This window comes from Alcanivorax sp. HI0083 (genome assembly GCF_001635175.1).
Window position 1 is genome coordinate 1 of sequence record NZ_LWFX01000946.1, and the last position, 5,943, is coordinate 5,943.

Sequence of the window (5,943 nt, forward strand, 5' to 3'; positions counted from 1 at the left end):
CGCTCGCGTTTTTCTGCGTCCGGGTAGTGGCAAGATCAGCGTTAATGGTCGCCCGCTGGATGTGTATTTCGGCCGTAAAACCAACCAGATGGTTGTTCGTCAACCGCTGGAGCTGGTGGACGCGACGGACAAGTTTGATGTGCTGGTTACCGTTAGCGGTGGCGGTAACAACGGTCAGGCTGGCGCCATCCGTCACGGTATTACCCGTGCGCTGATGGAGTATGACGGTGAGCTGCGTGGTCAGCTGCGTCGTGCCGGTTACGTGACACGTGATGCCCGTGAAGTTGAGCGTAAGAAAGTGGGTCTGCGCAAGGCGCGTCGTCGTCCGCAGTTCTCCAAGCGTTAAGCTTCAAGCACTACAGCTACACAAAAAAGCCCAGCAATGCTGGGCTTTTTTGTGTTCAAATCAGGTGTTTAGCGATTCTGGCGGGGTAATAACCGGTTGTCAGGTGTGGGCTTTTTCTTTACCATTTGCGCCGCCTTACTCCGTCCGTGACACGAGGATAAACTTCGCGTCCCGGATTAACCCCGAGCGTGGGATCTAAGGGGAGAATAACTCAATGAGCAACGACGGCGTTAATAGCAGCCGCCGCACTTTCCTGATTGGCTTGACTTCGGCGATTGGTGCCGCAGGAGCCGTTGGCGTGGCTGTACCTTTCGTTAAGTCCTGGCAACCTAGTGCCAAAGCCAAAAATGCCGGTGCGCCGGTAAAAGTGGATATTGGCCGGTTGGAAGCGGGGCAGCGCGTAGTAGAAGAATGGCGAGGCCAGCCCATCTGGGTGGTGCGTCGCACGGACGATATGCTGGATACCTTGCCGAAGCTGGACGAGAAGCTTCGTGACCCTGCTTCCGAAGCGGATCAGCAGCCGGAATATGCCAGAAACGAGTGGCGCTCTATCAAGAAGGAATATCTGGTCCTGATTGGTACTTGTACTCACCTGGGCTGCTCCCCGCTCTTTGAGGATCAGCCGACGGTAGAACTGGAGCATGGTGGCTTCTTCTGCCCCTGTCATGGCTCCAAGTTCGATCTGGCCGGCCGGGTGTACAAGAGCGTTCCGGCACCCACCAATCTGGTGGTTCCGCCGCATTCTTACCTGAGCGAAGCTGTCGTTATCGTCGGCTCTGAGGAAGGGGAGACCAAGGCATGATGGGAATGGTGAATCGCGTTGTCGATTGGGTAGATGCCCGTCTGCCCGTGGTAGACGCCTACAAGCGTCACATGTCCGAATACTATGCGCCGAAGAACTTCAACTTCTGGTACTACTTTGGTGTGCTTTCCATCGTGGTGCTGGTAAACCAGCTGCTCACCGGCATCTGGCTGACCATGTTCTTCTCCCCCAACGAAGGCTTTGCCTCCGTTGAATACATCATGCGTGATGTGGAGTGGGGCTGGCTGATCCGCTACATGCACGCAGTGGGCGCGTCTGCGTTCTTTGCTGTGGTGTACCTGCACATGTTCCGTGGCCTGATGTACGGCTCCTACAAGCCGCCGCGGGAGCTGGTGTGGATCTTCGGTATGCTGATCTACCTGGCGCTGATGGCCGAAGGTTTCCTCGGTTACGTACTGCCCTGGGGCAACATGTCCTACTGGGGTGCCCAGGTAATTATCTCCCTGGCGGGCGCGATCCCGTTTGATCTGCTGCCGTTCATTAGTGCGGCAGACGCCAAGGAAATTGGTGAAGGCCTGACTACCTGGGTGCGCGGCGATTACCTGCTGTCCACTGCCACGGTGAACAAGTTCTTCGCGCTGCACGTTGTCGCTATTCCGATTGTGTTGCTTGCTCTGGTGGTGCTGCACATTCTGGCGCTGCACGAAGTGGGTTCCAACAACCCGGACGGCGTGGAAATCAAGCAGAACAAGGATGAAAACGGCGTTCCGGTTGACGGCATTCCGTTCCACCCTTACTACACCGTGAAGGACCTGCCCGGCGTGATTGTCTTCCTGATGATCTTCTCCGTGGTGATCTTCTTCTTCCCGGATGGTGGTGGTTACCTGTTGGAGAAGCCGAACTTCGAGCCGGCCAACCCGCTGAAAACTCCTGACCACATTGCGCCGGTTTGGTACTACGGCCCGTATTACGCCATGCTGCGTGCCACAACCATCGACTTCATCATGTCTTCCAAGGCATGGGGTCTGGTGGCCATGGGCGGCGCGATCGTGATCCTGTTCGTGATCCCGTGGCTGGATCGTCACCCGGTGAAGTCCATTCGCTATCGCGGTATCTGGAGCAAGATCTTCATGACGCTCTTCGTGCTGGACTTCCTGATGCTGGGCTATTTCGGTACTCAGCCGGCAACTCCAGGCAAGACGATGATGGCGCAGTTCGGCACGATCTATTATTTCAGCTACTTCCTGCTGATCATGCCGTTCGTGCATAAATTCGAGAAATCCAAGCCGGTTCCGGAACGGGTAACGGGGGGACACTGATGAAGAAACTAGCGGTTATTCTTTTCAGCTGCCTGCCGTTGGTCGCATTCGCGGCTGGCGGTGGCCACAACGAGTACGTGGTTAAAGCGCCGGTAAACCTGCAAGACAAGGTCAGCCTGCAAAACGGTGCCAAGCTGTTCGTCAACTACTGCCTGGGTTGCCATACCCTGCAGTACCAGCGCTACAGCCGCATGGCGGAAGATCTGGACATGCCGGAAGAGCTGGTGATGGAGAACCTGAACTTCGTCAGTGACAAGTTCGGTGACCAGATGCATAACGCCATGGACCAGGACGACGCGAAGAAGTGGTTTGGTAATGCACCGCCGGATCTCACCATGGTGACCCGGTACCGTTCTTCCGACTGGGTGTATTCGTACCTGATCAACTTCTACGAAGATGAGTCCCGTCCGTTCGGTTACAACAACCATGTGTTCCCGAGCGTGGGTATGCCCCACGTGATGGCGGGTCTGGAAGAAGAGTTGGGCGAAGACGAGTTCAAGCAGGCCATGGGCGATATCACTAACTTCCTGACCTACACTGCGGAGCCGGTTCGCCCGCAGCGTGAACGTCTGGGTGTTTATGTGCTGGTCTTCCTGGGCATCCTGTTGATCCCGGCTTACCTGCTCAAAAAGGAATACTGGAAAGACGTACACTGATACTTCAGTGTAGGATTCCAGCGTTGAACAGGGTATCCGCGTAAGCGGTTACCCTGTTTCTGTTATAGATCACTAGTGTGGAGATGACTCGACAATGGGTGTGGTGACCAAGCGTTCTTCAATGACTTTCTTTTCTTCCCCGGAAGATCATTACAGCCATCGCGTGCGTATCGTGCTGGCAGAAAAAGGGGTCACAGTCGATATCGTTGATGTGGACAGCAGCAACAAGCCGGAAGATCTGGCCTCGCTGAACCCGTACAATGAAGTGCCCACGCTGGTTGATCGTGAGCTGACCCTGTTTCAGTCCACGGTGATCATGGAGTATCTGGACGAGCGTTTCCCGCATCCGCCGTTGTTGCCGGTTTACCCGGTGGCGCGTGCCCAGAGCCGCCTGTTGATTCACCGCGTGGAGCGTGACTGGTGTGGTCATGTGGATGCGATCCTGGCCGGTGAAGAGAAAGACGCCAGCCTGAACAAGCGTCGCAAGGAACTGCGTGAGGCGATTATTGCCACCGCGCCGATCTTCAGCGAGCTGCCGTACTTCATGAGCGAAGAGTTCACCTTGGTGGACTGCGTGGTGGCGCCGATCTTGTGGCGGTTGCCGGCGTTGGGTATTGAGCTGCCTGCCAAGCAGGTCAAGCCGTTGCTGGACTACGCCGAGCGTCTGTTTGATCGTGATGCGTTCCAGGCCAGCCTGACCGACGCCGAGCGCGAACTGCGTAACCCGCTGTAACCATGTCCGAAATGACCTCCAATCGCCCGTATCTGATACGGGCGATCCACGAATGGATCTGCGATAACGGCCTGACTACCCACCTGGCAGTGAATGCCAGTTTCCCGGGTGTGGAAGTGCCGCAGGACTTTGTGCAGGACGGCCAGATCGTGCTGAACATTGCGCCGCGCGCGGTAACCCAGTTTGTGGCGGATAATGATGAAATTGCCTTTTCTGCCCGCTTTGGTGGCATGCCCATGACGATCCGGGTGCCAGTGAATGCGGTGGTAGCGATCTTTGCCCGTGAAAACGGCCAGGGTATGGCGTTTGACCCGGTGGACCCACCGGAGCCACCGACGACCCCGGAGCCTGAGAAGAAAGAGGAAGGCAAAGGCAAGGTCAGCCACCTGAAAGTGGTAAAATAAGAAAGTGAGACGCAGCACGCCTCACGCTGCATGCAACACGCAAAAGCCCGCTCACTGAGCGGGCTTTTTGTTTTCCGTGGGCCGTGACGCGGAGGTGGGTTGCCGGCGCGCAGCGCCTAGTCGATATACTCGATGATCTTTACGATCTTCTGTACGCCATACACCTTCTGTACCTGGGCGACCACGGCGTCGGCTTCGGCATGGGTGAGCAGGCCCATCAGGTACACCACGCCGTTTTCCGTCACCACCTTGGTGCGCCAGCCCGGCGCATCGCCGTTGATCAGCAGGCGGCTTTTTACCTTGCTGGTGAGCCAGGTGTCATTGGTGCGAGCCAGGAAGGAGCCTGAGCCCACTACCTGCAGTTCGTTGTGCACGTTGCGCACATGGCGTACCTGGCTGGCGATATTTTCCGCCTGGGTGCTCAGATCTTCATTGGCTACCTGGCCTGCAAGCAAGACGTTGCCGTTGTAGCTGACTACCACGATACGGGACTCGTCCAGCTCGGCGCTGGCCCGTGACAGGTTGACGGCGACTTTTCGCTCGATGTTGCCATCTTCCACAAAGGCGCCAAAAGTCCGTGAGCCATGATCCTGGTCCGTGGGCTGGTCGGACATGCCCTTGGACAGGGATGCGCACCCGGTGGTCAGGCTGAACAACAGAGCCAGGGTTGCAAGAGTCGATAAGCGGATGAAGCGTGCGACCATTACTGGCCTCCGAACAACTGCTGGTCGATGTAATCGCACAGCGAATGAATGACCAGGAGGTGGACTTCCTGAATGCGGGCTGTGGAGGTGGCGGGCACCCGGATTTCGATATCGTTGGGGCCATACAAGTTGACCATTTCACCGCCTTCCTTGCCGGTCATGGCGACCACCCGCATTTCCCGGTCGTGGGCAGCCTGAATAGCCTGGATCACGTTGGCGGAATTGCCGCTGGTGGAAATGGCCAGCAGGATATCGCCACTGCCGCCCAAGGCGCGGACCTGCTTGGAGAAGATCTCGTTGTAGCTGTAATCGTTGGCGATTGAGGTCAGCGTGGACNAGTCCGTGGTTAGTGCGATGGCGGGCAGGGCCGGGCGCTCCATTTCAAAACGGTTTAGCAGCTCGGAAGAGAAGTGCTGGGCGTCGCCAGCGGAGCCGCCGTTGCCGCAGGTGAGGATCTTGCCGCCGTTGAGCAGGCATTCGACCATGGCCTGACCTGCGGCTTCAATCACGGTAGGCAGTACTTCGCCGGCTTTGGCTTTGGTTTCGATGCTTTCGGCAAACAGTTGCCGGATACGGTCCACGCTCATAAATTGTCCCTTCAATGTCCTGTTCGCTGAGTTCAGGGTCGCTCAATCTTTCACATTCTGCTGTGTAGCTTATTCGCTATAAAAGGCGTTTTGTATCCATTGGTAAAGGACAGTCTGCTGGTTGTCCGGTTCCATGCCCAGCACATCGAATCGGCAGGGCCGGTGATGATGTTCCGGGTGGCGGGCCAGAAAGTGCTGGGCCGCGCTGATCAGTCGCCGTTGTTTATTCTGATCCACCGAGGCAAGCGCGCCACCATGGCTCTGGTGTTTGCGCCAGCGCACTTCGGTGAAGACCAGAGTGTCCTGATCCAGCAGGATCAGATCAATTTCTCCCTGACGGCAATGGAAGTTGCGCTCCACAACGGTCAGTCCCTGGTCGACCAGCCACTTCGCGGCAAGCTTTTCCGCGTCCCGGCCGGTGTCTTTCTTAC

9 protein-coding genes are annotated in these 5,943 nt (G+C 57.0%); 6 read left to right on the forward strand and 3 right to left on the reverse strand.

What is annotated here, in order from left to right:
* The 6 genes from rpsI to A3754_RS10565 all read left to right on the forward strand — a co-directional run.
* Positions 1–346 (forward strand): 30S ribosomal protein S9 (gene rpsI / locus A3754_RS10540; RefSeq protein ID WP_063519639.1); only part of this gene is annotated, 346 nt, incomplete at its 5' end.
* Positions 347–560: 214 nt separating this feature from the next.
* The gene (petA, locus tag A3754_RS10545) at positions 561–1,148 is read left to right on the forward strand and encodes a ubiquinol-cytochrome c reductase iron-sulfur subunit (RefSeq protein ID WP_063519640.1); all 588 of its coding nucleotides are present in this window, start codon (positions 561–563) and stop codon (positions 1,146–1,148) included.
* 5 nt (positions 1,149–1,153) lie between these two features.
* Positions 1,154–2,428: a cytochrome bc complex cytochrome b subunit gene (locus A3754_RS10550; RefSeq protein ID WP_231880585.1), complete on the forward strand. Its 1,275-nt coding sequence runs from the start codon at positions 1,154–1,156 to the stop codon at positions 2,426–2,428.
* The gene (locus tag A3754_RS10555) at positions 2,428–3,084 is read left to right on the forward strand and encodes a cytochrome c1 (RefSeq protein ID WP_063519641.1); all 657 of its coding nucleotides are present in this window, start codon (positions 2,428–2,430) and stop codon (positions 3,082–3,084) included. The genes A3754_RS10550 and A3754_RS10555 overlap by 1 nt, the downstream gene beginning before the upstream one ends.
* A 94-nt stretch (positions 3,085–3,178) precedes the next feature.
* A complete protein-coding gene (gene sspA / locus A3754_RS10560; protein WP_063519642.1) occupies positions 3,179–3,817 on the forward strand; it encodes a stringent starvation protein SspA in 639 nt (212 codons plus the stop codon).
* Positions 3,818–3,819: 2 nt separating this feature from the next.
* Positions 3,820–4,221: a ClpXP protease specificity-enhancing factor gene (locus A3754_RS10565; protein ID WP_007148786.1), complete on the forward strand. Its 402-nt coding sequence runs from the start codon at positions 3,820–3,822 to the stop codon at positions 4,219–4,221.
* 116 nt (positions 4,222–4,337) lie between these two features.
* On the opposite strand, the gene A3754_RS10570 is transcribed toward A3754_RS10565, so the two are convergent.
* The 3 genes from A3754_RS10570 to A3754_RS10580 form a co-directional block, all read right to left on the reverse strand.
* A complete protein-coding gene (locus A3754_RS10570; protein WP_063519643.1) occupies positions 4,338–4,925 on the reverse strand; it encodes a BON domain-containing protein in 588 nt (195 codons plus the stop codon).
* Positions 4,925–5,512, reverse strand: coding sequence for a phosphoheptose isomerase (locus A3754_RS10575; RefSeq protein ID WP_063519644.1), 588 nt, complete (start codon positions 5,510–5,512; stop codon positions 4,925–4,927). Before A3754_RS10575 ends, A3754_RS10570 begins: the two co-directional genes overlap by 1 nt.
* Before the next feature lie 69 nt (positions 5,513–5,581).
* Positions 5,582–5,943, reverse strand: a 362-nt coding sequence (locus A3754_RS10580; protein ID WP_063519645.1) for a YraN family protein, incomplete at its 5' end; no start/stop codon positions are given.